Source organism: Pelomonas dachongensis (assembly GCF_043555865.1).
GTDB classification, from domain to species: Bacteria; Pseudomonadota; Gammaproteobacteria; order Burkholderiales; family Burkholderiaceae_C; genus Pelomonas; species Pelomonas dachongensis.
Window position 1 is genome coordinate 168,453 of the sequence record NZ_JBIGHY010000001.1, and the last position, 24,404, is coordinate 192,856.

Below are 24,404 nucleotides of genomic sequence, written 5' to 3' on the forward strand. Positions count from 1 at the left end.
AACGGTCTCGGGTGTGACATCCGAGCCAGGGAGGCCGAACCGCGCTGAAATCCGCGGCTCGGGACCACGAATCCCTCCCCCTACCGCCTCGATGCCTCCACCCCTGGCCGCCCGCCCGACGCTGTGCGCTGCGCTGATCGCGCTGGCGCTGCTGGCCGCCTGCTCGCCCGGCGGCGGGGAGGGCGCGCCCGCGACGACGGCGCAGTCGGGCTCTGCGGCCGGTGCCCCGGACGTGGCGCGCGAGCTGGAGCGCATCGAGCGCGCCGTGCGTGCCAAGCCCGAGCAGCATGATCGCGAGCTGCGCACCCGCGCCGTCGGCCTGCCGCCCGGCAGCGCCGTGCTGCTGGAGGTGCTGGCCCTGCGCGGGCAGATCGCCGCGCAAGGGCGCGACCAGGCGCTGTGCAACCAGATCGCCGCCAGCCTGCGCGCCTGGCCGGCCGCCGATCTGCGTGCCAATGCGGCCGTCGCGGCCGTCACCGTCAGCGCGGAATTTCTGCGTGCGCACGCCGACCTGCGCGAAGCGCGCCGCCAGCTGCGGGCCGTCGACGGCGTGCAGCTGGGCGCTGCCGACGTCGTCTACCGCTGGCGCTACTACCGGCTGCTGGCGTCCGTCAGCAGCGACGTGGGCGAGCTGGATGCGTCGCTGTCCGAAGGCCACCAGGCCCTGCGTCTGGCGCAGCAGACCGGCCAGTCCTGGCGCGTCGCGCTGACGCTGACGGACCTGGCCTTCACGACCTACCGGGCCGACACGCCGGCGCGCGCCCGGCAGATCACCGCGCAGGCGCTGGTCGAGGCGCAGAAGGACCCGGACCCGATGACGCTGAACCAGGTCCACACGATGCGCGGCATCGTGCACTCCGAGGACAGCGACCCCAGCATCGCGCTGCAAGCCAACGCCGAGGCGCTGGAGCAGGCCGCGCTGGCGGGGGCGGATTCCGTGCGCGCGCTGGGGCTGGGCAACTTCGCCGATTACCACCTGCGCCAGGGCCACCCGGCGCGTGCGCTGGAGCTGGCCGAGGCCGCGCTGCCCCTCGCGCTGGCGACCCACAACACCGGCGCCGAGACCGTCGCGCGTTCGAACATCGGCCTGGCCAAGATCGCGCTGGGCCGCGTGGCGGAGGGGCGGCGGGACGTTGAGGCCGCCATCGCGCTGGATGTGAAACAGGGCGCCGTGGCCTATGCGTCCGATGGCTGGAAGGACCTGGCCGGCTACCTGGAGCGCGCCGGCGATCTGGCCGGCGCGGTGGCGGCGCACCGCGAGCACCGCGCGCTGATGGACCGCGTGCTGCGCGACGAGACCCGCCAGCTGCTGCTGGAGGTGCAGGAGCGCCAAGACGCCGAACAGCGCGCCCGCGACATCGAGCTGCTGAACCGCGACAACGAGCTGAAGGCCAAGCAGGTGCACCAGCGCAACCTGACGCTGGCGCTGTGGGCCGCCCTGGGCGGCTGCGTGGTGGTGTCGCTGGGTCTGCTGTGGCAGGCCTTCCGCCGCGTGCGCCGCACCAACGAGGCGCTGGCGGTCAGCAACGCGTCGCTGAAGCGCCAGAGCGAGACCGACCCGCTGACCGGCCTGGCCAACCGTCGCCACTTCCAGGGCGCCGTCCAGCAGCTGACCGATCCGCAAGGGCTGTCGGCCAGCCTGTTCCTGGTCGACGTGGACCACTTCAAACGCATCAACGACAGCCACGGCCACGCGGCCGGCGATGCGGTGCTGATCGACATTGCCCGGCGCCTGCGCGAGGCGGTGCGCGATGACGACCTCATTGTGCGCTGGGGCGGCGAGGAGTTCCTCATCGTGGCGCGCACCCGCGAAGGCGCGTTCGCGACGCAGCTGGCGCAGCGCCTGCTGGACCTGATCGGCAGCCGGCCTGTGCTGTACGAGGGGCGGGCCATTCCCGTCGCGGCGTCCATCGGCTTCGCCAGCCTGCCGCTGCCGCCGCACGACCTGCGGCTGTCCTGGGAGCGCGCCATCGACCTCGTCGACACGGCCATGTACCTCGCCAAGTCCCATGGGCGCAATCAGGCCTACGGCGTTCAGCGCATGCAGGCGGCGGACGCCGAGACGGCCGCCCGGCTCACCGCGCGGCTGGAGGCGGCGTGGTCGGACGGCCTGGTGGGGCTGATTGCGCTGCAGGGCCCGCCCGGCACGACGTCGCCCATCAGCGGCCTGGCGGACCTGGACGCCGCGCCGCGGCCGGGGCACGCATGAAGGCGCTGCTGCTCGCGCTGCTGTTCGCGCTGCTGCTGGCCGCGCAAGGCGTGGGTGCCACACCCGATGCCGCGGTCGTGGCCGCCGAGGACCGGCTGCTGGCCAACATCGCCCGCCGGGCCTTCGATGACCCGCAGGCCATGCTGGCCGAGCTCACGCAGCAGTGGCCCGCGCACGCCCAGCCAGGCCAGCCGCGCGAGGCCGCCTGGCTGCTGGCGCGCGGGCGCGTGCTGCTGGCGGCGGGGCAGGTCGAGCCGGCCGACGCGATTGCTGTGCGGTTGACGCAGGCGGCCGGCGACGGGCCGGACCGCAGCTGGCTGCTGCGCGCGCTGATCCAGGAGCGCCTGGGCAAGCCGGCCGGGGCGCTGGCCCGGCGCGCGCTGCCGGGGCTGGAGCAGCACTGCCCCGCCGGCGACGAACCGCGTGCCGTGCAGACCGGCCGCTGCGACTTCCGCACCACCTGGGATGTGCTGCGCCTGGTGCAGCGGGAGCAGTACGCCCAGGGCATCTTCATGGAGGCCGAGGCCGGCATGCGCCGGGCGCTGGCGCTGGCGCGCGCCGGCGGCGACGGACATCTGGTGGCGCTCACGCATGGCATGCTGGCCACCGCGCTGGAGGCGCAGGAGCAGGTCGACGCCGCGCGTGCCGAGATCCGCGCGGGCGAGGCCGCGGCCGATGGCGACCCGGTGGCCCGCGCCCGGTTGCTGAACTTCGCCGCTGCCGTCGAGCGCCGCGCGGGCAACGTGCCCGGCGCGCGCCACGCGCTGGAGGCCGCGCTGCGGCTGGCCGACGAGGCCGATGCACCGCATCTGGCCGCCGTGCTGCGGTCCAATCTGGTCGACGCCTACATCCACCTGGGCCTGAGCCGCGAGGCGCTGGACGCAGGCCAGCAGGCCCTGCCCGTGCTGCAGCGCTTCAGAGACCGCGTCTACCTGCGCGGCCTGCACCACAACCTCGCTGTGGCCTACGTCAAGTTGCACCAGCTCGACGCGGCCCGGCAGCAGCTGGCGCGCGTGGCGCAGTTCGGCGTCGATCCTGTCGAGCTGGTGATGCGCGCCCGCGAGCTGCGCGAACTGGGCGACACCTGGGCCGGGGCCGGCCAGTACAAGGAGGCATTGGCCGCCTACCACGAGGAGCGCGTGCTGAACACGCGCAGCAATGAGCGCAACCGCGCCGCCGCGCTGGAGGAGCTGCGCCGCAAGTACGACAGCGCCGCCAAGCAGCGCGACCTGGACCTGCTGGCGCGAGACGTGCAGCTGAAGGACCAGCAGCTGGAGAACCACCGGCTGGCGCGCCAGATGGGCTTCGCCGTCGGCGCGTTGCTGCTGCTGTCCGTTGCGCTGGTGGGCGTCACGCTGCTGCGCATGCGCGGCGCGCAGGCCCGCCTGACGGCCAACCAGCAGCTGCTGCGTGCGCAGAGCGAACGCGACCCGCTGACCGACCTGTCCAACCGGCGCCATTTCCTGTCCGTCATGGACGCGCGCGCCCGTGAGTGCTTTGAGGGCGCGCTGATGATGATCGACATCGATCACTTCAAGCACGTCAACGACCGCCATGGCCATGCCGCGGGCGACGCCGTCATCGTGGAGGTCGGCCGGCGCATCCGCGCGGCCGTGCGCGACACGGACCTCGTCGTGCGCTGGGGCGGCGAGGAGTTCCTCGTCTTCGCGGCCGAGGAGGGGGGGCGCGAGCTCGCGCAGCGGGCCGAGCGCGTGCTGCGCGGCATCGGCGGCACACCGGTCGACACGCCCGACGGGCCGCTGCGCATCACCGTCTCCATCGGCTTCGCCTCCTTCCCGCTGGGCGGGGCGGGCGGTGGCCTGCGCCTGCACTGGGAGCAGGCCGTCAACTGGGCCGACCTGGTGCTTTACCGGGCCAAGGCTGAGGGCCGCAACCGGGCGGTGGGCATCGCGGGCGTGGAGGCGCCGGACCCGGACGGGCTCGCCGCCATACTGCAGGACTTCGACGCTGCCTGCCTGCACGGCCAGGTCAGGCTGAGCGTCACCCCCGGACCCGCATGAAGACCTGTCTGTTCAAGCGCCGTGGCCTGCTGTGCTGGCTGGCGGCCCCCGCCCTGGCCCAGCCGGCCGCCTCCTGGCCCGCGCGACCGCTGCGCATCGTGGTGCCCTACCCGGCCGGCGGCCCGGGCGACCTGGCCGCACGCCTGCTCGCGCCCGAACTGCAGCGCAGCCTGGGCTATGCCGTGCACGTCGAGAACCGCCCGGGCGCCGACGGCAACATCGGCGCCGCCGAGGTGGCCAGCGCCACCGACGGCCACACGCTGCTGATGGGCAGCGTCGGCACGCACGTCATCAACCCGCTGCTGTCGCGCCGCCTGCCGTACGACCCGGTGAAGGACTTCGCGCCGGTAGGTGTCGTCGCCACCGTGCCGCTGGTGCTGGTCATGAACGCCGCCGTCGCGCAGCGGCTGGGCGTGCGCAGCGTCAGCGACCTGGTGCGCGCCGCGACGCTTCAGCCGGGCCGGCTGCTGATCGCCTCGGGCGGCAACGGCACGCCCACGCACCTGTCCGGCGAGCTGTTCAAGCGGCTGACGCGCACCTACATGCTGCACTTCCCTTACCGCAGCACGGCGTCGGCGCAGCAGGACGTCATCGCCGGCAACATGGACGTGATGTTCGACAGCCTGCCGGCCGCGCTGCCCCACATCCGCGCCGGCCGGTTGCTGGCGCTGGCGGTGGCCAGTCCTCGGCGCGTGGCCGGCCTGCCGGAGCTGCCCACCGTCGACGAGGCCGGTGGTCCGGCGCTGAAGGGCTTTGAGGCCAGTGTCTGGCTGGGCCTGTTCGCGCCCGGCAGCCAGCCGCCCGAGCAGCTGGCGCGGCTGCAGCGCGACACCGCAACGGTGCTGTCGGGGCCGCTGCGCGAACGGCTGGCCTCGCGCGGCCTGTACGCGCATGGCGGCGGCGACTTCGCCAGCCTCATCGCAGCCGACACCGACAAGTGGGCCCGCGTGGTGCGGCTGGCGGGCATCCGGGTGGACCGGTGAAGCCGCACTGGCGTGCGGACCTGGTGGCCGGCGCGGTCGTCGCCGTGCTGCTGATCCCGCAGAGCCTGGCCTACGCGATGCTGGCCGGCCTGCCGCCCCAGGTGGGGCTGTACGCCAGCCTGCTGCCGCTGCTGGCCTATGCCGCGTTGGGCTCCAGCCCGGTGCTGGGCCTGGGGCCGGTGGCGGTGTTGGCGTTGATGATCGCGCAGGCGCTGGCCGGGTTGCCGGCTGGCGTCAGCGCGGAGGCGGGCGCGCTGGTGCTGGCCGCCGAGGTGGGGCTGCTGCTGGCCGCCGCGGCACTGCTGCGGTTGGACGCGCTGTCCAGCCTGCTGTCGGTGCCCGCGCTGCGCGGCTTCGAGAACGGCGCCACGCTGATGATCGCAGCCAGTCAGCTGCCGGTGCTGCTGGGCAGCGCGGCGGCGGGCTTCACGCTGCCGGACCTGGCGCGCACCGCGCTGGCGGGCGGCTGGGAGCCGGCCAGCGCGGTCTGGGGTGGTGTCGCCATCGTGCTGTTGCTGTGGGCGCGCCGCAGTGGCCGGCCGATGCTGGCGCGGCTGGCGCCGCTGGTGCTGTTGCTGCTCGCCATGGCGCTGTCGGCGCTGACGCCGGCGGCCGACGGCGTCGCACAGGTGGGCGCGCTGCCGCCGCTGACGCTGGCGCCCAGCCTGCCCGCGCTGGACGCGGCGCTGTGGCTGCAGTTGCTGCCCCAGGCGGCGCTGGTGGCGTTGATGGCCTTCGTGTCCAGCTTCGCCGTGTCGGAGTCGCTGGCGCAGCGCCGCGGCGAAAAGCTGCTGCCGGCGGCCGAGCTGCGTGGCCTGGCGGCGGCCAACCTGGTCGCCGCGGTCAGCGGCGGCATGCCGGTGGCGGGCAGCTTCTCGCGTTCCATCCTGCTCCACGAGGCCGGCTCGGCCAGCCGCTGGAGCTTGGTGTTCGTGGCCGGTTTTATGGCACTGGCCATGGGGGTGCTGGCCGGCCCGCTGGCCCACCTGCCCAAGCCGGTGCTGGCGGCGACCATCGTCCTCGCGGTGCTGGGCGGCTTCACGGGGCGCCACTACGCCGAGGCCTGGCGGTATGCGCGCGCCGAAGGGCTGCTGATGGCCGCCGTCACCGCCACGGTGCTGCTGTGGAGCGTGGGCGCGGCGCTGGCGCTGGGCGTGGCCGGCTCTGTCGCCCTGCTGATCCAGCGCACCGCGCGCCCGCACGTCGCCCGGCTGGGCCGCGTGCCCGGCACCCAGCATTACCGCAACGTGGAGCGCTACGCCGTGGAGTGCCAGCCGGAGGTGGTGGGGCTGCGCATCGACGAGAGCCTGGTGTTCACCAACGCGCGCGGCCTGGTGGACGCCGTGCTGGCCCGTGTGGCCGAGCACCGCGCCCGGGTGGGCCGGCCACAGCGCGTGCTGCTGCTGATGGCGCCGGTGAACCACATCGACGTGTCGGGCCTGGTGGCGCTGCAGGACCTGCAGGCGGCGTTGCAGGCGGATGGCCTGCGGCTGGAGCTGTCCGAGGTCAAGGGCCCAGTGCTGGACCGGCTGCGCGCCATCGGCTGGCTGGAGCACCGCGACGTGTCGCTCTACCTCAGCCACCACGAGGGCATGCAGGCGGGTGAACATGCCCTGAGGCCCAGCCTGGCCGACATGGACGCGCCGGGGCAGCTGTAGCCTCAATCTGCTACCGTTCCGGCCCAATCAGCGGTCCCGGGACGCCATGAACAACAAAGAGACCTTGCTCGGCATGCGCCGCGGCATCGAGAAAGAAAGCCTGCGCGTGCTGCCCACGGGGGCCCTGGCGCTGACCCCGCATCCTCTGGCGCTCGGCGCGGCGCTGACGCACCCGCACATCACCACCGACTACAGCGAATCGCAGCTTGAGCTGATCACCGGCGTGCATGCCGGCGTGGACGACGTGCTGGGTGAACTGACCGAAATCCACCAGGCCGTCTATCGCGCGCTGGCCGACGAGCGTCTGTGGGCCAGCTCCATGCCCTGCGGCCTGCCGGCCGACGAGACCATCCCCATCGGCCGCTATGGCAGCAGCAACATCGGGCGCGCCAAGAGCGTCTACCGCATGGGCCTGGGCCAGCGCTACGGGCGGCGCATGCAGACCATCTCCGGCATCCACTACAACTGGTCGCTGCCGGGCGTGGGCACCGAGGGCTACTTCGGCCTGATCCGCAACTTCCGCCGTGAAGGCTGGCTGCTGCTGTACCTGTTCGGCGCCAGCCCGGCGCTGTGCGACAGCTTCGTGCAGGGCCGCGCGCACGGCCTGCAGCGGCTGTCCGAGCACAGCCTGTTCCTGCCGCACGCCACCTCTCTGCGCATGGGCGACCTGGGCTACCAGAGCGATGCCCAGGCCAGCATCTCGGTCAGCTACAACTGCCTGGAAAGTTATGCCGCCTCGCTGCAGGCCGCACTGAGCCAGCCCTACGCGGCCTACGAGGCCATCGGCGTGCAGACGCCGGGCGGCGACTACAACCAGCTGTCCACCAGCCTGCTGCAGATCGAGAACGAGTTCTACAGCACCATCCGCGCCAAGCGCGTGATCCGGCCCGGCGAGCGCCCGCTGCATGCGCTGCGCGAGCGCGGTGTCGAGTACGTCGAGGTGCGGCTGATGGACCTGGATCCATTCGAGCCGGTCGGCATCGGTGCCGACGCGATCCGCGTGCTGGACACCTTCCTGCTGCACTGCCTGAACCATGCCAGCCCTCACGACACCGCGGCAGAGGGCGCGTTGAATGCGCGTAATCAGCACCGTGTCGCGGCGCGTGGCCGCGAGCCGGGCTTGGTGCTGGAGCACTGGCAGGGCGGCGAACGCACGCTGGCCGACTGGGCCGGCGACATCCTGTCGGCCTGCGCAGCCCAGGCCGAGCTGCTGGACGCCGCGCATGGCGGCGACGCCTACGCTGCCGCGCTGCGGCGCGTGTCGGCGCGGCTGCGTGACCCGTCGCTGTGCCCGTCGGCGCGCGTGTTGGCAGCCATGGCGCAGGACTTCGACGACAGCCACGTCGGCTTCGTTCGCCACCAGAGTGACGCCAACCGCAACGCGCTGCTGGTCCTGCCGTTCCCGCCTGAGCTGCAGCAGCGCTTCGAGAAAATGTCCGCCGACTCGCTGGCTGAGCAGGCGCGCATCGAGGCTGCCGACACGCTGCCTTTCGAGGACTTCCGGCGCCAGTACGTGGCGCCGGCGCGCATGGAGGTCTGAACAGCAGGCCTCGCGCCGCCTCAGGCGGCGCGGACCGGCTTCACGGCATGGCAGCGAAGGGCCCCGGCGCAGTAGCGCCGAGCGGCGCGCAGGGCGCACCGCATGCCGTGTGACCGGCAAAAAAAGACCCGGTCAGCAGGCTGCCGGGTCTTCAAACCCTCGGGTGAGGGCGTCGTTGGGAAATGCCAATGTAGGCCGTCGCGCGCCGCGGCGGTGGGGACTATTCACGCGGGGCTGCCGATAATCCTGTCATGAACCTGCCGCCGCACCGCGCCCCCGACGCCCTCAACGAAGACGACCTGGAGCGCCTGCAGGCGCTGCTGGACGCGCTGCCGGCACCGCTGGAGCCGCTGGACGTGAGCATGCTGGACGGCTATCTGTGCGGCGTGCTGCTGCAGCCGGAGGCAGTGCCGCTAGCGGCCTGGCTGCCGCCCCTGCTGGACAGCGAGAGCCGCCCCATGCCACCGCGGGTGGACGACGAGCTGCTGGCGCTGCTGCGCCGCCGCCACAAGGAGCTGAACGTGGCCATTTCGGGCCGGCAGTGGTTCGACCCGTGGATCTTCGAGCTGGACGACCACGCCGACCCGAGCGAGACAGTGCTGCCGTGGGTGGCCGGCTTCGCGCATGCGCTGGACGCCCACCCGGCGCTGATGCGCCTGCCCGAGGAGCCTTTGCTGGAGCCGCTGGCCGCCATCTACCTGCACCTGGACCCCGACGACCTGGAAGACGCCGACGCGCTGCTGGAGGAGATCGAGTCGCTGGAGCCGCCCGTCGATCTGGAGCAGGCCGTGGAAGGGCTGGTCAGCGCGGTGCTGATGCTGGCGGATGTGTCGCGGCCGCTGCGGCCGACGGCACCCGGCCGGCCGCAAGGCCCGCGCCGCGGCGCGTCTAGTGGCCCGCAAACAGGCGCTGGGCGTGCAGGCCCAGGCCGGTCGCGACCGAAGCGAACCGGTCGCCGGTGACGCGCGCGGCGGCGGGGAAGCCCGCCGCCATGCCGTCCACCAGCAGGCGCAGCCCGGTCGAGCCGCCGGTGAAGTACAGCGCGTCGACCTGATCGGCCTGCAGGCCGGCGAGCGCGACCGTCTCGTGCGCGGTGGCGATGATGCGGTCCAGGTCGGCGCGCAGCGCGTCCACGGCGGTCTTCTCGCTGAGCGGCAGCACCAGGCCGCGCTCGATGTGGCCGAGGTCCACCGTCGTGTCGGCGCCGCCCGAGATGGCGATCTTGGCGCCCTCGGCGCGCGCGGCCAGCTCGTGGCCCAAGCGCTCCTCCAGCACCGTCATCAGCCGAGCGTGCTGGCGCACGTCGGCGAACCAGCTCTTCATGCCGCGCCACTCGGCCACGCGCAGCGGCGCGTAGCAGGTGTTGATCAGGTGCCAGGTGGCCAGGTCGAAGAAGATGCCGCTGGGCACCTCGCGGCCGTTCGGCCCGGTGGCGCGGTAGCCGAAGGCCTGCAGCAGGCCCGCCAGTTCGATGTGGCGGTCGAAGTCGGTGCCCGCGATGTGCACGCCGTGGCTGGCCAGGATGTCGTCGCGCCGCGCCAGGCGCTGCATGCGCTCGGGGCCCACGCGCACCAGCGAGAAGTCGCTGGTGCCGCCGCCGATGTCGGCCACCAGCACGATCTGTTCCCGCGTGGCCTGCTGCTCGAAGTCGAACGCCGCCGCGATGGGCTCGTATTGGAACTGCACGTCGCGAAACCCCACGGCGCGGGCGCAGCCCTCCAGCTGGGCCTGGGCGGCGGCGTCGCGCACCGGGTCGCCGTCGACGAAGAACACCGGCCGGCCCAGCACCGCGCGCTCGGGCTCGCCGGCCAGGCGGCGCAGCCGCTTCAGGTAGCCGGACACGATGTCCGAATACTTGGCGCCGCGTCCGCCGCCGACGTCGGTGGTCTGGTCGATGAGGGGCGAGCCCAGGATGCTCTTCATGGAGCGCATCAGCCGGCCTTCGTGGCCCTCGACGTAGGCGGCCACGGCGGCCCGGCCGAAGGCGCGCGGCGGGCCGTCGGCATCGTGCGGGCCTTCGGCGAAGTAGAAGACCGCCGTGGGCATGGTGCGCTGGCTGGGTTCCAGTTCGACCAGGCGCATGCCGGTGGCCGCGTCGGGCACGGCGACGGCAGAGTTGGAGGTGCCAAAGTCGATGGCGCAAAAGCCGTCAGGGTTGTTCATCACGTCACGCCGGCTCGTGGCCGGCCCAGGGCTTCACCGGGGAGGGGGCGCGGATTCTAGGAACACAATCGCCCGCCTGTTCCGGAGAACCGATGAAGACCCGTCACCTCGCCCTCATCCTTTGTGCCGCCCTGGCCGCCTGCAGCCAGAAATCGGAGCAGGATCTGCTCGCCTCCGCCCAGGCGCGCCTGGAGCAGAAGGATTCTGCCGGCGCCGTCATCGAGCTGAAGAACGTGCTGCAGCAGAATGCCGACAGCGTGCAGGGGCGCGCGATGCTGGGCCGGGCGCTGCTGGAGTCGGGCGACCTGGCCGGTGCCGAGATCGAGCTGCGCCGGGCGCTGGAGCTGGGCGCGCCGCGCGACGAGACCATGGTGCTGCTGGCGGAGGCGCTGCTGACCTCCGGGCAGTCGCGCAAGGTCATCGGCGAGTTCGCCACCGAAAGCCTCAGCGATCCGCAGGCCATGTCGCGGCTGCAGCAGCACCTGGCGCTGGCCTACCTGCAGCAGGGCAACGTGCCGGAGGCCAAGGTGGCCGCGTCCCGCGCGCTGCAGCTGACGCCGCAAGCCGAGGGCGCGGTCATCGCCAGTGCTCGCACGCGGCTGGCCGGCGGGCTCGTCGACGAGGCGCTGACCGCGTTGAACGAGCTGCTGGCGCGCGACCCCAAGGCCGTCAAGGCGCTGCAGCTGAAGGCCGAGGTGCTGCTGGCCCGCGGCCGCGCCGAGGAGGCCGAGCCGCTGCTGACCCAGGTGCTGGCGCTGGACCCCGCCAGCTTCGAGGCCCGCTCGCTGCTGCTGCGCATGGCGCTGGGCCGCCAGCAGGTGGACGAGGCCGCCAAGCTGGTGCAGGGCATGCCCGCCGCCGAGGCCAAGAAGCCGCGTGGCCGTTTCATGCAGGCGCAGCTGGCGCTGGCCCAGGGCGATGCCGCCAAGGCGCGCGAGCTGGCCCTGCCGCTGCTGAAGGTGCTGCCGCAGTACCTGCCGCTGCTGCGCCTGGCGTCTGGCGCGCACCAGCAGCTGGGCGAGCTGGCCGATGCCGAGAACCTGCTGAACCAGGCCGTCAAGCTGGCGCCGGAAGATCCCGGCCTGCGCCGCCAGTACGCCGGCCTGCAGCTGCAGCGCCGCCAGCCCGGCAAGACGCTGGAGACGCTGCGCCCCGTGCTGGAAAGCGGCAAGGCCGATGCCGAGACGCTGCTGATGGCTGGCAAGGCCCAGCTGATGCAGGGCAACTTCGAGGGCGCCGACCAGGCCTTCGGCGCCGCCGCCAAGCTGCGTCCCGATGACAGCAAGACACAGGCCGCGTTGGCGCTGTCGGCGATCGCGCGCGACACGGTCACGCCGGGCGGCGCAGCCCGCGCCAAGGCCGATGCGGCGCTGGGGCAACTGCGCGAGCTGGCCGCCAAGGACAGCGCGGGCAACAGCTACGACCTGATGCTGGTCAACGTGCTGATGCGCCGCCAGGACCTGGCCGGCGCGCTGGCCGCCATCGACAAGCTGGCGCCCAAGATGAAGGACAGCCCGGTGCCGGACGGCCTGCGAGGGCGCGTGCAGCTGCAGCGCAAGGACAACGCCGCCGCCCAGGCGTCGTTCGACGCGGCGCTGAAGCAGGACGCCGGCTACCTGCCGGCCGTGCTGGGCCTGGTGGCGCTGGACATGCAGGCCAAGCAGACGGATGCCGCCGTCAAGCGGCTGGAGGCCTACATTGCCGCGCAGAAGCACGCGCCGCAGGCCCGCTTGGCGCTGGCCGAGCTGCTGGTGCAGACGCGCGCGCCGGCCGCCCGCGTCACCGAGGTACTGAGCGCCGCGGTGCGCGAGGAGCCGTCCGAGGCTGGCCTGCGCGTGGCGCTGATCGACCACCTGCTGCGCACCGGCGACATCAAGGCCGCCGCGCAGGCAGCCCAGGAGGCGTCGGCCGCGCTGCCGCAGAACCCAGACCTGTTGGAGCGCCTGGCGCGCACGCAGCTGGCCACCGACGACCGCGCCCAGGCCGCCAAGACCTACGCCCAGCTGAACGTGCTGTCGCCCACCCGGGCGCATGGCTGGCTGGGGATGGCGCAGCTGCGCTTCATGGACAAGGACTACGCCGGCGCCGAGCGCGAGGTGAAGCGGGCGCTGGAAGCCGATCCGGGCTCCGTGGCCGCCCAGCGGTTGCTGATCCAACTGGCCGCACGCCAGGGCCGCACCGACGAGGCGCTGGCCGCGCTGCACGAGCGCCAGAAGAAGAACCCGCAGGAGGCCTATGCGCTGATCGCCGAAGCCGACATCGAGGCGGGTCGCCAGAAGTTCGACGCGGCCATCGCCGCGCTGCGCAAGGCCACCACACTGCGCGACCCGGCGGACGCGCCGGTGCGGCTGTTCTCGCTGCTGCTGGTCAAGAAGCGCGAGGATGCGCTGGCCTTCGAGAAACAGTGGCTGGCGGCCCATCCGCAGGACCAGGGCTTTGCGGCCGCGACCGCCGACCTGGTGCTGGCGCGTGGCGACTTCGACGGTGCGCTGGAACGCTACGAGGCGCTGCTCAAGCGCAACCCGGACGCCGTGCCGCTGATCAACAACGTGGCCTGGCTGCGCAGCAAGACCGGCAAGCCCGGTGCGCGCGAACTGGCCGAGCGGGGCCTGAAGCTCAATGGCGACGACGCGGCGCTGCGCGACACCTACGCCACCGTGCTGGCCAATGAGAAGGCCTTCGACAAGGCGCTGAGCGTGCAGCGCCAGCTGATCGGCGACCACCCCGATCAACCGTCCTTCAAGGTGAACCTGGCGCAGATCCTGATCCAGTCCGGCGACAAGACCGCTGCCAAGGCGGAGCTGCAGGACCTGGCCAAGCTGGGCAGCAAGCTGCCGCAGCAGAAGCAGGTCGAGGCGCTGCTGAAGACGCTGTAAGCCCCATCCGGGCCGAGCGCCGGGCCGCCCCAAGCCGGCCCGTCTGGTGATGTGCGAGCGGGGTCACCCCCGCGAGCATCGCCGCCCCCTCGGGGGGCCGACCCAGGTACTCCTTGGGCGAGGGGTCAAACGTTGCCGTAGAAACCGAACTGCATCGCCGGGCGGCGGCCGGCGATCAGCTCGGCCATCGCCAGGCCCGAGCCGGCGCCGTGCGTCCAGCCCAGCGTGCCGTGGCCGGCGTTGATCCACAGGTTGCGCGCCCGCTTGCTGCGCCCGATGTAGGGGATGTTGGTGGGCGTGCTGGGGCGCAGGCCGGTCCAGTAGTGAGGCTCGCTGGTGTCCGCCACGCCGGGGAACAACTCCTCGTAGCGTTTCACCAGCGCAGCGCAGCGCACCTGCGCGGTCGGTGAGTCGAGGTTCAGGTCGAAGCCTGACAGCTCGGCGGTGCCGGCGATGCGGATGTGGTCGCCCAGCCGCGAGATGGCGATCTTGCGGCTGTCGTCCAGCAGGCTGACGACGCTGGCGGCCTCGGGCTTCTTCAGCCTCAGCGTGGCCGAATAGCCCTTGGCCGGGTAGATGTTCAGCGACTCGCCCAGCGGTGCCAGCAGCGCCGGCGTGTATGAGCCCATCGCGGCGACGAAGGCGTCGGCCACAAGCGTCTTGCGCTCGCCGCTGCGTACATGGGCGATTTGCACGGATTCAATGCCGTCGCCGCCGCGCTGCAGCGCCAGGTTGTCGTGCTCGTACAGGAACTGTGCGCCGCGCTCGGCGCAGCGCTGCGCCAGCTTCTGCGTGAAGACCTTGGCGTCGCCGCTCTCGTCGCTGGGCGTGAACGTGCCACCGAACACGCGGTGCGCCGAAGCCGCGAGCGCGGGCTCTACCTTCAGCACCTCTTCGCGGCTCAGCACGCGCCGGTCCACGCCGTGGCGGCGCATGATCGCGGCGCCGGCCGCACCGTTGTCCAGGTCTTCCTGGGTGGAGAAGAAATGCAGGATGCCGCGCTCCAGCCGGTCGTACTCGATGCCGGTACGGGTGACGAGCTCCTTCAGCGCCGCGTGCGAGTAGCGGCCCAGCTGCACCAGCTCCTCGACATTGCGCTCGAACGCGGCGTCCGTGCATTGCATCAGGAAGGCCAGGCCCCAGCGCCACTGGTTGGGGTCCAGTCGTGGGCGGAACAGCAGCGGCGAGTCATCGCGCAGCAGCCACTTGGCGACCTTGAACGGCGCACCGGCATTGGCCCAGGGCTCGCAGAAGCTGACCGAGATCTGCGCGCCGTTGGCAAAGCTGGTTTCCAGCGCGGCGTCTGGCTGGCGGTCCACGACGGTGACCTCGTGGCCCTCTTCCAGCAGGTACCAGGCGGTGGCGATGCCGATGATGCCGGCGCCGAGCACGACGATCTTCATGACGTGTCCTTGGAGTTATCAGAGCGGGTTAAGGAGCAGTTGTAAGCCCAGGCCGGCCATCAGCAAAGCGACGCCGGCATCCAGCACGCGCCACGTCGTCGGCCGCGCCAGCCACGGCGCCGCCGCTGCAGCGCCGAAGCCCAGCAGGCCAAACCACATCGCCGACGCAACACACGCGCCGGCGACAAAGGCCGGCCGCAGTTCAGCCGGCTGCCGCGCGCCCAGGCCGCCCAGCAGCACGACGGTGTCCAGGTAAACATGCGGGTTCAGGTAGGTGAAGGCCAACGCGGCCGCCAGCGTCGCGCCGAGGCTGTTGCCCTGGCCGGCTGCCTGCAGCCCGGCGACCGGCCGCCAGGCGCGCCGGGCCGCCATGGCGGCGTAGCCCAGCAGGAAGGCTGCGCCGCCGAAGCGGAAGACCTGCAGCAGCAGCGGGCTGGACTGGATCAGCGCGCCCAGACCGAACACGCCCAGCGCGATCAGCAGCCAGTCCGACAGCGTGCAGACCGCCACCACCGCACCCACATGCTGGCGCCGCAGACCCTGGCGCAGCACCAGCGCATTCTGCGCGCCGATGGCCAGGATCAGCCCCAGCCCCATGGCCCAGCCCTGCGCGAATGCGGCAGGTGCGGCGGCGGAGGCCATCAAGGCAGGAGCGGACATCGCCGGATTCTCTGCAGCAGCTCCCCTTTCAAGAAGCTGCATTCATATTCATCGCCGTACATTAGCGCTGCTTATGAATGACTTCGACCCCGCCGCGCTCGACTGTCTGGCCGCGCTGGCTGACGAGCAGGGCTTCGAGCGGGCCGCGCAGCGCCTGTCCATCACGCAGAGCGCTGTGTCGCAGCGGTTGCGGGCGCTGGAGACGCAGGTGGGCCAGCCCCTGGTCGTCCGCTCGCGTCCGCTGCGCCTGACAGAAGCCGGCAAGGTGCTGCTGCGTTTTGCCCGCCAGCTGCAGGCGCTGCGCACGGACGTGGCCCGCGAACTGGGCGAGCGCGTCGCGCCGCAGTCGCGGCTGGCTATCGCCGTTAACGCCGACAGCCTCGCCACCTGGGTATTGCCGGCGCTGGATGCACTGGTGCAGCAGGGGCTGCGCGAGGGCTACGGGCTGGAACTGGTCGTCGACGACCAGGACTTCACGCATGACAGCCTGCGCCAGGGCGCCGTGCTGGGATGCATGTCGACCGTGGCGGAGGCGCTGCAGGGCTGCAGCGTGCAGCCGTTGGGCGTCATGCGCTACGTGGCGGTGGCCAGCCCGGCCTTCCTGGCCGCGCACCTGCCGGACGGGCTGCATGCTGGCAACTTCGCCGACACGCCTTTCCTCGTCTTCAACCGCAAGGACGACACCCAGACGCAGTGGGTGTCACAGGCATTCGGTGTGCGTGCGCCACGGCTGAGGGAGCGCTTCGTGCCATCCAGCGAGGCCTACGTGCAGGCGGTTTTGATGGGGTGGGGTATCGGCGTGGCGCCGGAGATCCAGGTCCGCCCGTGGGTGGCGGCGGGTCGGCTGATGAATGTACGTCCCGACGTCAGCGTGGACGTGACGCTGTTCTGGCACCAGTGGCAGTTGCAGGGGCGCGGTGCGTTGCTGGACCAGATCGGTCAGGCACTCGCGCAAGGTGCGCAGCGGGCGCTGGCCTGACTCAGCGAGTGACGGGCGCCGATGCGGCAGCGGCGGGCGCGGCCACAGCCTGAGCGACCAACAGGGACATCACCTCGTGCCGACCAGGCTGCACTGTCTGGGCGATCCACAACGTGCTCAAGGCCACCAGGCCGATCACGCCGTTGGCTATCCATTTCAGTACTGCAGAAGTCATGCGGGAAATCCCGTGTTCGGACGGAGCGCGGAGCTTACGCGCAACCCGGGGGGTTTGGGTCAACAACCGTGCGACTCCTTCCAATCATTTGCAATCACGCAACGCTCGCGCGCTGACGTGAAACGGACACAAACCCTTGTCACCGTTGGGAAAAGCCACCTTGATTGGGTGTGCGGTATTGCCAACAGAGGCAATATTTACTCACAGATGGGGGGTTCGCTTGTCACACAGATCCAGCACACTGGTTTCGTTGACGGCTGCATGGGCGCCGCGACCAGAGCCATAGGGGTTTGCCATGAGATTCGTGCCAGCGCTGCGTTTCTTCCGTCGTGACGCTGTGACACGCAGCGATCCCGATCCTGCCGATCTGGGAACAGCCTTCGGGCTGGATGCCTGCCTGGATGGTGGTGGCATCAGCGAGTACCGCAGTCAACCGGCTACCGATGTGCTGGAGTCCCAGTCCGGGCGTGTGGCGCAGGACTCGCCGCTGGGCTGGTTGTCCCGCCGTACCGCCTAAAGCTTCGGAATCCGTATCCGGCTCACCATCAGCGAGCCGGATGCCGCGAACATCAGCACCAGCGGGTGCAACTCGAACCCGGCGATCCGCCACGCTCCGCCCCACAGCGAGTCGCCGGTGGCGCCCTGTGCGGCAGCGACCCACAGCACCGCAACGAGCAGCATCGAGGTCGGGATCGGCGTGCCCTCGAAATAGGCGACCTTGTCGGAGCCCGCGCTGAGCTTCTCTGCCGTCACATTGAACCGCGCCAGCCGGCTCACGCCGCAGGCGACGAAGAACGCCAGCACGACGCGGTCAAACAAGCCCTGCATGCCACAGCCATAGGCGATAGCGGCGGGTGCGACCCCGAACGAGATGATGTCGGCCAGCGAATCCAGTTCGCGGCCCAGCACCGAACTTTGCTGGCGCCAGCGCGCGACACGACCGTCCAGGACGTCGAAAGCCAGCGCCAGCGGGATCAATGCGCAGGCGTAGTGCAGGTGGCGCACATCGCCGCTCTGCAGGAAGCTCATCACGGCAAACAGGGCACCCACGCCGGCGCAGGCGTTGCCCAGCGTGAACCAGTCCGCCAGATGGAACTCGCGGATCATCGAGAACGGCTTGGGTTTTTCCATCGGCGCATTCTCTGCCCAACGGGTGCCGATCAGGCGGATCAGGCTGGTGCTGCCGGTTCGGAAGGTTGCAGGCGCAGCCAGGCCTTACGGGCCAAATGCCGGGTGAGCAAGCCCATCGGCATGCGCAACCAGTGCGAGCGCACATACAAAGCCAGCCGGGCGCTGCCGGTCAGGGCTTGATCACAGCTGGCATGGTCCGGCATCAACGCACGGTCGTAGCAGGCGTCCAGCAGGGCCAACCCGGCCGGCGCGTCGGCTGCGGACGCCTGCAGCACATCGCCGGGCACCGGCGTGCCGAGCCAGCGGGTCGTGTAGTGCAGCGCGAGGAACAACGGGCGGCTCAGCCCCAGCGTGCGGGCGCGTGGCACCAGCGCCGCCCAGAACGAGGGATCGCGGCCGAAATCTCTCAGCAGCGCATCCAGATCGAACAGGTCCCGCAGGCCTTTCTCCAGCTCGCCCTCGTGGAAGAGGTGGGTCGCGCTGTGCAGCACCATGGTCACCGGCGCCAGCACGCGGACGCCAGGCTGTGCGGGCAGTTCGCGCGCGTCCTCGAACAGCGCTGCCGTGTTGACCTGGATGCGCGCAGAGGGCGGCAGGATGGTGTGGTGGACGTCCAGGCTGCTGCCGCGATGCTCGTGCGTCAGCGGCGGGATCTCGTGCATCCACTCGCGGTAGTAGCGTTCGTCGTAGGCGTCCAGTTCGTCCTGAAAGCGCCAGCCGTGCGCCAGCAGGGCGGACTCGATGTCGTGGATCCGCGCCTTGGGCACGAGGATGTCGACGTCACCGAACACGCGGCCTTGACTGGCTGGCAGATCCGCCATCAGGTAGGCGGTGCCCTTGAGCAGGATGGGCTCGACGCCCAGCGGCTGAAGCGCTGCCTGGATGCGGCTGACCTCCCAGTGCGTCAGCTTCGCCTGCCGCCTTGCGGTCAGCAGGGCGGCGTGCAGATGGTGGCGCGGGCCGGCAGGTACGTGTTCAAGCCAGGGCTGCAGAACGACCGCCAGCTTCGTCAGCAGCAGGCCGCGGCGGGCCTGCCGCAGCAGCAGGTCCCAGTCGGCTGGACGAAGGCCCAGTGCCGACTCGGGGCTCAGCAGCGTCCGAAGCAGGAGCGGTGCGGACGGGCGCATCAGCGTTGCGCGGCCAGTTGATCGATGCACTGCACAGCTTCTTCCAGCGACGAATACTCGAACTCCAGGCAGTCGCAGCGGTCGACCAGTTCGGCGGTCGCTTCGAAGCCACCGCGGCCGTGCAGGTCGTAGTTGAAGGACTGCTCCGCCAACAACAGCAGCATGCGCGCCTTGGGCAAGGTGGTCAGCGTTGGCGTGGCGCCGGCCGTGTAGCGCGGCATGACGATCCAGGCGGGCCGCGCAGGCTCCATGATGCGCGCCACGCTGTCCGTCGGCGCCTTCATCAACGCGAGGGTCCCTTTGGCGGTGTCCGGCACAGGGCGCGTCAGTTCCGCTTGCGGCGCGAACTGGCGGATCAGCTCGACGGAGACATTCTTCAGGTTGACCGGCCGCGCCATGCCGGTGACCTGCTGGCTTTTCAGGTCATAGAGCGTGATCTCATCCGTCAGCAGCCGCCAGCCGCGGTGGGCCAGCGCCGCCGTCAGCGTGCTCTTGCCCGAACCCGGTGGTGCCGGCATGACGAGCGCTCGGCCGCCGCGCTCCAGTGCGGCAGCGTGGTACGACAGGTAGGGATGGGCCATCGTGCTCACGGCCCAGTTCAGCCCCCACTCGATCATGTGAAAGCCCTGCTCTGCCGGCAACTGGCTGAAGGCGGGCTCGCCGTCTGCGAAGAACCTCGCCATGGGTTTGATCCAGCGCCGCAGGCCGCCTTCACGGCGAACTTCCAGATGGAAATCGGCGAAATCGTCCGGTGTGCCCAGGTCGAAATCGCTGTAAAGCAGCAGCAGGTCCTCTGCCACCCGATCCACGTCCGAGCGCAGGCGTGCCACAAAGGGAGGCGCCTTCAAGACCAGCGCGCCCTGAGCCAGCCTCTTGCGCAGGTCGCCCAACGCCAGGTCACCGACCTTCATGCGGGCGTGGCGATCTGTTCGACGAGTCCCAGATCTTGCAAGGCGTGCAGTTGCCGGTCGAAGAAGGCAGTTGCAGTCGCTACGTCCATCTGTTCGGGAAGCGCGTCGGCCAGCTGATCCACCAGTTGAGCCACGCAGAGCTGCTGCCTCGCCAGCATCTCGAGGAACTCGATGGCCAACGCGTCAACCAGATGGGTGTCGCCTGAACTGTCGTCATACACGACGCCCAGCCCATCCCAGTCACGCCAGCAAATATCGGCGCGCCGGCGAACGGTCCACATCGACTCGCGCATCCGCGATCAAACGCCGATCAGCACCGTATTGAAATGACCGTGCTCAGCTCAAACGGCCGATGAAGTTGTCGTAGAGATACTTCTCGACATCAGCGGCGTACCACAGCTTGCCATCGGGCCCGATGCCTTGACCGGACGCGACGATGTTGCCGAGCTTCGTGAGCTGATTCGTCGAAAACGTGTCGATCACGCAGACGTCGGTCTTGGTGGTTCCGCTGACGCGGTAGTTCAGCCAAGCCACCAGCATGGCCTTCTTGGCACTGGAGTAATTGCCGTTCAGTGCCGCCCAGACGGTCACCGTGCCTGGAATGCCGGCGGTACCGCCAGAGTTGCCGCAGGCGCTCGCCACGGTGTACTTGCTGACGGTGCTGACCTTCAGGTCGCCGCAGTTGATGGAGTTTTTCTTCCATCCCTCGCAACTCGAGTATTCCGTGTTGCCAGACTTGTATTTACTAATCCACTGCGCACGGGTATAGCAAGTGACCGTGGGCGCATTGTTTGCCTTGCGGGTGTAGGTGCTGGCATTCGTGCCGACCAGCGTTTGCACCGAACCCCAGGCGGAAGCCGAGAAACATTTGCCCTGGCTGTTCGTCGCCAGCACGGGGCGGCTGCTCAGTGTCAGCGCGACGGGCACAACGCCTGCACCCATTTTGATGAAGCGGCGGCGGCGCGCGGACGCCACCTGACGGCCGACCACGTCGACAGAAGCCGGCGTTTCGGACGTCGGCTGGAAGTCTGGATTGGGACGTTCGCTCATGACAGTGGGCCTCGTGAAGCTTCTCCGGTTGCCCGAGCGAGCTGCGTGCTCTGCTCCAGGGCGGGCCGATGCTATGGGAAGGCTCGGCCGTTTGGTTGGCAGTGTTTCACACAAAGGCGTGGCAGCACCACCGGGCGCCCCCTTGATTGGGTGGCGGTTCCCTGACTGTCAAAGGGCGGTGGACGAAAAGCTGTCACACGCCTTCAGGTCGCCGGACTCCAGCCCCCGCTTGAACCAGTGCACGCGCTGGGCGCTGCTGCCGTGGGTGAAGCTCTCCGGCACGATGGTCCCGCGCGAGCGTTTTTGCAGCGTGTCATCGCCGATCTGCGCGGCAGCGTTCAGCGCTTCCTCGATGTCGCCCTGCTCCAGCCACCCCTTGCCGCGCTGCGACAAGTGGGTCCAGACACCGGCGTAGCAATCTGCCTGCAGTTCCAGCCGCACGCTCATCGCGTTGACGTCGCGTTCAGTCGCGCGGCCGCGCAGGCGGTCGATCTTTTCGGTCGTCCCCATCAGGTTCTGCAGGTGGTGGCCCACTTCATGGGCGATGACATAGGCTTGGGCGAAATCGCCGGGCGCACCGAGCCGTTCTCGCAGCGTGTCGAAGAAGCCCAGATCGATGTAGACCTTGCGGTCCGCCGGGCAGTAGAACGGACCCATCGCGGCCTCGCCCTGTCCGCAGGCGGTGTCGGTGCTGCCCCTGAAGACTTGCAACCTGGGCATCTGGTACTGCTGGCCGCTGCGCTGGAAGTAGGCGGCCCAGACGTCTTCGGTGTCTGCCAGCACGACTTTGACGAAGCGGTAGCCCGGGTCCTGCGCCTGCGAATCGCCGACCGGTGCCTCGGCCTGGGTGCCGCCGCCCTGCATCAGGCCCAGCATGGTCAGCGGGTTGACGCCCAGCACCCACGATGCCAGCAGTGCTACGACGATGCCACCCACGCCCAGTCCGCGACCGCCGATGGGGAGGCCACGCCGCCCACCGCCCCGGGCGTCCTCGACATTGTTGCTTTCGCGCTGGCCTTCCCATTTCATGCGGCTCTCCTGCTGGTGGGGTTGATCGTACGGCGTCCCGGCGTGAAGGATTCGAGCGACCGCGGGGCCGCGGCTGGGTTCCAATGGCCGCGTGAACTCGTCCGATCTCTGGTGGCAGGCCCTGTCCGATGGGCCGGTGTTGCTGGCCCTGTTCGATGCCGATGGGCGGCTGCGGCTGGCCAATGCGGCGTTCCGTGCTGCCTGGGCGCTGGCGCCCCAGGCCCAGCCCTCGCGGGACGAGATGCATCAGGCTGCGCGTGCGGCTGGGCTGGGTCCGGTTGGCGATACCGGGGAGCGTCGTCGCGGCGCGGTGCCCGGTTACGAGGAAGTCTGGCGTGACGGGCGTCGTTACTGGTGGGTGGAGCAGCCGACGCAGGACGGCGGCTGCGCCTGCACGGGGCTGGACATCAGTGGCCTACGCGGCGGGCGGGCGCCGTTCGGCCAGTTGCTGGACGCCCAGGCGGGAAAGGAGCTGCTGCAGTCGCTGCTGAGCGACTCGCGCGCCTGGCCGCTTTGCGTGGCGACCACGGCAGCCGGCGCCGACCCCCAGGCCCTGCTGGCGCGCATCCGTGGCGAGGACGGCTGTGCGCGGCTGGAAGACGGGCGGCTGCTGCTGATGCTGCCGTCCACTGCGCCGGCGCAGGCGGCAGCGCTGGTCGAGCGCCTGGGCGGCCTGGCGTTGACCGAGGCGCGGTGGGGCGAGTCGGCGACCGAGTTGCTGCTCAGGGCCTGAGGGACAGATCGTGGCCTTGGGCCTGTGCGGGTGCCGGCAGGCCGGCGATGGCTGCCAGCGTGGGCGCCAGGTCGGCCACCTCGGCGCGGGCCTCGACCTCGCCCCGGCCGACGTAGCTTGGTCCCCAGAACAGCAGCGGCACCTGCGTGTCATAAGCGTAAGGGCTGCCGTGCGTGCTGCCGCCTGGGCGGTAGCTGAAGATCCAGTGCGGTTTCAGCAAGATCTGCAACTGAGCGGCACGTGTGGGGTCGAAGGACTTGCGCATGCCCTCCAGGTAGGGCGTGCTCGTCTCGCTGCCCAGCAACTGCTCGCGGGTGAATACCGTGGAGACGCCCGGCAGTTTCAGCAGCTCGTCGCGTGCGACCGCCTGCACGGCGGCAAAGTCCAGGCCACGCTCGGCGGCCAGCTTGTCGTTCAGCAGCAGGCCCGAAGCCGAGAAGCCGCGGGCCAGCTGGTCCACGCCGAAGCGCGCCGCGAGCGCGCCGTTGACGGCGGCCAGCGCCGGGGCGTTGTTGAAGCGGCCGGCGTCGCGGCCCTGCGAGGCCGCCCATTCGGGCGTGTCGGTGAAGCCGTGGTCGGCCGTCAGCGCCAGCACATAGTTGCCGGCGCCCACAGTCTGGTCCAGGAACTGGAAGAAGGCCTGCAGGTGCCGGTCCAGGTGCAGCATGTGGTCGTGCGACAGCCGCGACTCGGGGCCGTAGGCGTGGTTGATGTAGTCGTGGCTGGACAGGCTGACCGACAGTAGGTCCTGCACGCCGCGCTGGCCCAGCTTCTCGTTCGTGACGGCGGCGCGGGCGAAGGACAGCGTCAGCTCGTCGCCGAACGGCGAGGCCAGCAGGTTGCTGTAGAAACGCGGGCCCGGCGCCTCCATCTTGTCGCCCACGATGGCGGGCAGCCGGTTGCCGTTGCCGCTGGCGACCTGCCAGGCCTGGCCGTCGGGCACCGAGCGGGCGTAGGCGGTCTCGGGTAGCACGGGCGCCCAGGCCTTCTGGAAGAAAGCGTCGGCAGGTTTGGTGGCGTTGAACGCCGTCACCCAGGCCGGCAGCGTCTGCATGTAGTAACTGCTGGACGTGAATCGCCCCGTCTCGGTCATGTACATGTAGGCCTGCCCCAAGTGGCCGGCCGGCAGGATGGCGCCGCGGTCCTTGCCGGAGATGCCGATGACCTTGGACTGCGGCGAGCGCGTGCGCAGCACGTCGCCTAGCGTCTCGACCTTCAGGTTGCGCGGGCTGGTGCCGGCCAGCGGCGCGGTCGGGTTGTCGAGGTACGTGTAGGCGTTGTCGCCGGTGTTGTAGACCGGGTCGCCGGTCGCCGGGTCGCGCCACTCGTTGCTGATGATGCCAGTGCGCTGCGGGTACGCGCCGGTCAGCATCACGGCGTGGCCGGCCGCGGTGACGGTGTGACCGTGGCCGTAGTGGGCATTGGCAAACCAGCGACCGCGGTCCAGGAAGCGGGCGAAGCCGTCAGGCGCGAGCTGGTCGCGGTAGCCGGTGACCTGGCGCATGGGCAGCCCGTCTATGACCATCAGGACCAGCAACTTGGGGCGCTGCGGGACGACGCTCGGCGACGGTGTCGAGCAGGCGGACAACAGGGCGCTGGACAGGGCGAGCGCGAGCAGGCGACGGCGGGTTGGGGTCATGGGAGTGGTCGGCAATGAGGCGGCTAGCTTACGTCGTCACAAAGCCGACACACGTCCGGGAGGTCTGTCAGGCGCCACCGCGACGGGGCGCGAACGGCGCGGTGCGTGGACCCAAAG

Annotated in this window: 21 protein-coding genes; 10 read left to right on the forward strand and 11 right to left on the reverse strand. The window is 70.6% G+C overall.

What is annotated here, in order from left to right; genetic code table 11:
- Positions 1–91: 91 nt before the first annotated feature.
- The 6 genes from ACG02S_RS00795 (at position 92) to ACG02S_RS00820 (ending at position 9,373) form a co-directional block, all read left to right on the forward strand.
- Positions 92–2,209, forward strand: coding sequence for a GGDEF domain-containing protein (locus ACG02S_RS00795; RefSeq protein WP_394468534.1), 2,118 nt, complete (start codon positions 92–94; stop codon positions 2,207–2,209).
- Positions 2,206–4,230 (forward strand): diguanylate cyclase, encoded by a 2,025-nt coding sequence (locus ACG02S_RS00800; RefSeq protein ID WP_394468535.1) that lies wholly within the window; start codon positions 2,206–2,208, stop codon positions 4,228–4,230. Before ACG02S_RS00795 ends, ACG02S_RS00800 begins: the two co-directional genes overlap by 4 nt.
- On the forward strand, positions 4,227–5,213 hold the full coding sequence (locus ACG02S_RS00805; protein WP_394468536.1) for a Bug family tripartite tricarboxylate transporter substrate binding protein: 987 nt from the start codon (positions 4,227–4,229) through the stop codon (positions 5,211–5,213). Before ACG02S_RS00800 ends, ACG02S_RS00805 begins: the two co-directional genes overlap by 4 nt.
- Positions 5,210–6,871 carry a SulP family inorganic anion transporter gene (locus ACG02S_RS00810; protein ID WP_394468537.1) on the forward strand — a complete coding sequence of 554 codons (1,662 nt, stop codon included), beginning with the start codon at positions 5,210–5,212 and terminating at the stop codon, positions 6,869–6,871. Before ACG02S_RS00805 ends, ACG02S_RS00810 begins: the two co-directional genes overlap by 4 nt.
- Positions 6,872–6,917: 46 nt before the next feature.
- Positions 6,918–8,411, forward strand: coding sequence for a glutamate--cysteine ligase (gene gshA, locus ACG02S_RS00815; RefSeq protein ID WP_394468538.1), 1,494 nt, complete (start codon positions 6,918–6,920; stop codon positions 8,409–8,411).
- 251 nt (positions 8,412–8,662) lie between these two features.
- Positions 8,663–9,373 carry a YecA/YgfB family protein gene (locus tag ACG02S_RS00820; protein ID WP_394468539.1) on the forward strand — a complete coding sequence of 237 codons (711 nt, stop codon included), beginning with the start codon at positions 8,663–8,665 and terminating at the stop codon, positions 9,371–9,373.
- Here the strand turns inward: ACG02S_RS00820 and ACG02S_RS00825 are convergent.
- The gene (locus ACG02S_RS00825) at positions 9,300–10,574 is read right to left on the reverse strand and encodes a heat-shock protein (protein WP_394468540.1); all 1,275 of its coding nucleotides are present in this window, start codon (positions 10,572–10,574) and stop codon (positions 9,300–9,302) included. The two genes, ACG02S_RS00820 and ACG02S_RS00825, sit on opposite strands and share 74 nt — an antisense overlap.
- A gap of 92 nt (positions 10,575–10,666) precedes the next feature.
- Between ACG02S_RS00825 and prsT the strand changes: the two genes are divergently transcribed.
- Positions 10,667–13,450, forward strand: a complete 2,784-nt coding sequence (gene prsT / locus ACG02S_RS00830) for an XrtA/PEP-CTERM system TPR-repeat protein PrsT (RefSeq protein WP_394468541.1) — start codon at positions 10,667–10,669, stop codon at positions 13,448–13,450.
- A 125-nt stretch (positions 13,451–13,575) separates the two neighbouring features.
- On the opposite strand, the gene ACG02S_RS00835 is transcribed toward prsT, so the two are convergent.
- Both ACG02S_RS00835 and ACG02S_RS00840 read right to left on the reverse strand, forming a co-directional pair.
- Positions 13,576–14,853, reverse strand: coding sequence for a D-amino acid dehydrogenase (locus ACG02S_RS00835; protein WP_394468542.1), 1,278 nt, complete (start codon positions 14,851–14,853; stop codon positions 13,576–13,578).
- A gap of 18 nt (positions 14,854–14,871) precedes the next feature.
- On the reverse strand, positions 14,872–15,513 hold the full coding sequence (locus ACG02S_RS00840; RefSeq protein ID WP_394468543.1) for a LysE/ArgO family amino acid transporter: 642 nt from the start codon (positions 15,511–15,513) through the stop codon (positions 14,872–14,874).
- A gap of 73 nt (positions 15,514–15,586) precedes the next feature.
- Between ACG02S_RS00840 and ACG02S_RS00845 the strand changes: the two genes are divergently transcribed.
- Positions 15,587–16,492, forward strand: a complete 906-nt coding sequence (locus tag ACG02S_RS00845; protein ID WP_394468544.1) for a LysR family transcriptional regulator ArgP — start codon at positions 15,587–15,589, stop codon at positions 16,490–16,492.
- Position 16,493: 1 nt separating this feature from the next.
- On the opposite strand, the gene ACG02S_RS00850 is transcribed toward ACG02S_RS00845, so the two are convergent.
- Positions 16,494–16,667 carry a hypothetical protein gene (locus tag ACG02S_RS00850; protein WP_394468545.1) on the reverse strand — a complete coding sequence of 58 codons (174 nt, stop codon included), beginning with the start codon at positions 16,665–16,667 and terminating at the stop codon, positions 16,494–16,496.
- 295 nt (positions 16,668–16,962) lie between these two features.
- On the opposite strand from ACG02S_RS00850, the gene ACG02S_RS00855 reads away from it, so the two are divergent.
- Positions 16,963–17,184, forward strand: coding sequence for a hypothetical protein (locus ACG02S_RS00855; RefSeq protein ID WP_394468546.1), 222 nt, complete (start codon positions 16,963–16,965; stop codon positions 17,182–17,184).
- Here the strand turns inward: ACG02S_RS00855 and pssA are convergent.
- From pssA to ypfJ, 6 genes are all read right to left on the reverse strand, one after another.
- The gene (gene pssA, locus ACG02S_RS00860) at positions 17,181–17,798 is read right to left on the reverse strand and encodes a CDP-diacylglycerol--serine O-phosphatidyltransferase (RefSeq protein ID WP_394468547.1); all 618 of its coding nucleotides are present in this window, start codon (positions 17,796–17,798) and stop codon (positions 17,181–17,183) included. The genes ACG02S_RS00855 and pssA overlap by 4 nt on opposite strands.
- A 38-nt stretch (positions 17,799–17,836) precedes the next feature.
- Positions 17,837–18,925 (reverse strand): nucleotidyltransferase domain-containing protein, encoded by a 1,089-nt coding sequence (locus ACG02S_RS00865; protein WP_394468548.1) that lies wholly within the window; start codon positions 18,923–18,925, stop codon positions 17,837–17,839.
- Positions 18,925–19,836 (reverse strand): HprK-related kinase A, encoded by a 912-nt coding sequence (locus ACG02S_RS00870; protein WP_394468549.1) that lies wholly within the window; start codon positions 19,834–19,836, stop codon positions 18,925–18,927. The genes ACG02S_RS00865 and ACG02S_RS00870 overlap by 1 nt, the downstream gene beginning before the upstream one ends.
- Positions 19,833–20,129, reverse strand: coding sequence for an HPr-rel-A system PqqD family peptide chaperone (locus ACG02S_RS00875; RefSeq protein WP_394468550.1), 297 nt, complete (start codon positions 20,127–20,129; stop codon positions 19,833–19,835). The genes ACG02S_RS00870 and ACG02S_RS00875 overlap by 4 nt, the downstream gene beginning before the upstream one ends.
- 43 nt (positions 20,130–20,172) lie before the next feature.
- A complete protein-coding gene (locus tag ACG02S_RS00880) occupies positions 20,173–20,886 on the reverse strand; it encodes a hypothetical protein (protein ID WP_394468551.1) in 714 nt (237 codons plus the stop codon).
- Between the two features lie 168 nt (positions 20,887–21,054).
- Positions 21,055–21,915, reverse strand: a complete 861-nt coding sequence (ypfJ, locus tag ACG02S_RS00885; RefSeq protein ID WP_394468552.1) for a KPN_02809 family neutral zinc metallopeptidase — start codon at positions 21,913–21,915, stop codon at positions 21,055–21,057.
- Between the two features lie 91 nt (positions 21,916–22,006).
- On the opposite strand from ypfJ, the gene ACG02S_RS00890 reads away from it, so the two are divergent.
- Complete coding sequence (locus ACG02S_RS00890; RefSeq protein ID WP_394468553.1) at positions 22,007–22,648, forward strand: hypothetical protein; 642 nt, start codon at positions 22,007–22,009, stop codon at positions 22,646–22,648.
- Here the strand turns inward: ACG02S_RS00890 and ACG02S_RS00895 are convergent.
- Complete coding sequence (locus ACG02S_RS00895; protein ID WP_394468554.1) at positions 22,638–24,287, reverse strand: alkaline phosphatase family protein; 1,650 nt, start codon at positions 24,285–24,287, stop codon at positions 22,638–22,640. The genes ACG02S_RS00890 and ACG02S_RS00895 overlap by 11 nt on opposite strands.
- Positions 24,288–24,404 lie beyond the last annotated feature (117 nt).